General features: G+C 43.1%; 3 protein-coding genes. All 3 read left to right on the top strand.

What is annotated here, in order from left to right; genetic code table 11:
• Positions 1–303 (top strand): DUF3341 domain-containing protein (locus tag WBA23_RS15615; RefSeq protein ID WP_424583216.1); only part of this gene is annotated, 303 nt, incomplete at its 5' end.
• Between the two features lie 4 nt (positions 304–307).
• Positions 308–940, top strand: a complete 633-nt coding sequence (locus tag WBA23_RS15610; protein ID WP_424583215.1) for a c-type cytochrome — start codon at positions 308–310, stop codon at positions 938–940.
• Between the two features lie 17 nt (positions 941–957).
• On the top strand, positions 958–2,277 hold the full coding sequence (locus WBA23_RS15605) for a quinol:cytochrome C oxidoreductase (RefSeq protein WP_424583214.1): 1,320 nt from the start codon (positions 958–960) through the stop codon (positions 2,275–2,277).
• Position 2,278: the final 1 nt, after the last annotated feature.

Here is a 2,278-nt window from a genome sequence, read left to right as displayed (position 1 = left end):
TTTTATATGATGGGTATTGACTGGCCAATGATTATTGGTGGGAAGAATTATACCTCAATTCCTACCTTTTTTCCGGTGACCTTTGAGCTTACGGTACTATTATCGGCTCTTGGCATGGTAGGGGTATTTATGATAATTAGCGACCTGCGCCCTTACGGAAAAGCGAAAATATTTGACCTTCGGGCTACCGATGACAAATACATTATGGCGATTGATCTAAAGAAGAATAAAATTGATACCGCTGAAATAAAGCAAACGTTGGTAAATGCAGGAGCTATAGAAGTAAATGAAAAGCATAACTAGAAATATGAAGCATTACTTAAACTACTGCGGTACGGTGGGTTTTTTACTTATTCTGATTGTGGCTCTAGCTGGCTGTGAGGCTAATGGTAACTTTCAAGGTTTAGAGTACGCCCCGCAAATGTACCATACAACGCCTTACGAGCCACTTTCTCAGATTACCGATACTGATGAAGGTTCCTGGCTAAGCTCAATAGACAATGGGGTAGGGGAGTTCTACAATTCTAACCCTAACAATCCGTATCGGATGAATTCAAGAGTACCACCCGCGAATACGGTTCGTCGGAATCCTAATGACTTTTTACCTTACCGAATTCCGCCCGATAGTATTGAACTAGCTTCACGAATTCTGAAAAACCCTATAGACTCTACCGAAGCGGTTCTAGCTGAAGGGCGAACGTTATATACAAAGTTTTGCTACCCCTGTCACGGTGGTGCTGGTCAGGGTAACGGACCTGTTGCTGAAGTTTATCTGGGAGTTCCGGCTTACAATAAAGGACGGTACGTAGATATGACCGAAGGGCACATATTCCACACAATCACTTGGGGAAGAGGGCGAATGAACGCACACGGTTCGCAAATGGAAATTGCCGAACGATGGAAAATTGTGCGGTACGTACAAACTTTGCAACAACAGTAATCGACTAAAATAAACGTATGGCGACTCACTCGACTACAGAAAATGTACAGGAAGAATACTTCCAATTTACTAGCGATATTAAAAAGCAACTTACCATTATTGGAGTAGTTGGAGCGGTTTTATTCGCGATAGGTGTACTCTACCTGATGATTTGGGGCGGAGGCCACGGTCATGAAGCCGAAGTTGCCGGAGCCGCCGCTGAGGGAGCTCACGGTGGAGAGGGCCACGGTGAATTTCACTGGTACGAACGGCTGTTCACTAATCTATGGATTAATAACGTGTACTTCACTGGCTTAGCGGTGATTGGCTTATTTTTCGTTGCCTTTCAGTACGCAGCTCAAGCAGGTTGGTCAGCATCAATAAAACGTATTCCTGAAGCCTTCGGCGCGTGGTTACCGTATGCCGGAGTGCTAATGTTAGTTGTGTTCGTAGTAGCTTGGCTAGCGCATAGCAACTTATTCCACTGGACCCACAGCTACTTATATGATGAAAATGATCCTCGTTATGATTATATCATCGCGGGTAAGCAGGCGTATTTAAATGTTCCATTTTACTTAGGTAGAATGGTGCTTTATTTTGCGCTCTGGTACATGATGTACCGCTACATTCGCAAAGAGTCGCTAGCGGAAGATAAATTGGGCGGAGTAAGCCATTTCCATAAAATGGTTAAATACTCTACCATCTTTATCATCATATTTGCCGTAACTTCTTCAACTTCCGCCTGGGATTGGGTGCTATCTATTGATACGCACTGGTTTAGCACGATGTTCGGTTGGTATGTTTTTGCTAGTTGGTTTGTATCGGGGCTGGCCGCTATCACACTAATGGTGGTTTTTTTACGAGAGGCTGGCTACCTAACAATCATCAACTCTAGCCACTTGCATGACTTAGGAAAATTCGTGTTTGCGTTTAGCATTTTCTGGACCTACGTATGGTTTAGCCAGTTCCTTTTAATCTACTATGCCAACATTCCAGAAGAGACAATTTACTTCGTAGAAAGATTAAGTAGCGACTATTATTCGCCTATCTTTTTCATTAATCTTATCATGAACTTCTTCTTCCCCTTCCTGGTTTTTATGACGAGGGATTCCAAACGACATACGATAATTATTAAGGTCGTTTGTGTAGTAGTGCTAGTCGGGCACTGGCTGGATTTTTACCTAATGGTAACCCCCGGAGTTTTGAAAGAAAATGGAAGCTTTGGTATTCTTGAAATTGGATTGGCGATGGTTTATTTATCGGCTTTCCTATTTGTAGTACTGGGCAACTTAGCGAAAGCACCTTTGGTGGCCCGTAACCACCCTATGTTGCAGGAAAGTTTACATCATCACACTTAAT

The organism is Tunicatimonas sp., assembly GCF_049647865.1.
In the GTDB taxonomy this organism is placed as follows: Bacteria; Bacteroidota; Bacteroidia; order Cytophagales; family Cyclobacteriaceae; genus Tunicatimonas.
The sequence above is the reverse complement of the archived record's forward strand: the minus strand, read 5'-3'. Positions and strand labels throughout refer to the sequence as shown.

Bases quoted from the DNA above. Each gene is read 5' to 3' on its own strand.
- WBA23_RS15610 (WP_424583215.1), top strand. From the start codon at position 308: ATGAAGCATTACTTAAACTACTGCGGTACGGTGGGTTTTTTACTTATT.
- WBA23_RS15605 (WP_424583214.1), top strand. From the start codon at position 958: ATGGCGACTCACTCGACTACAGAAAATGTACAGGAAGAATACTTCCAA.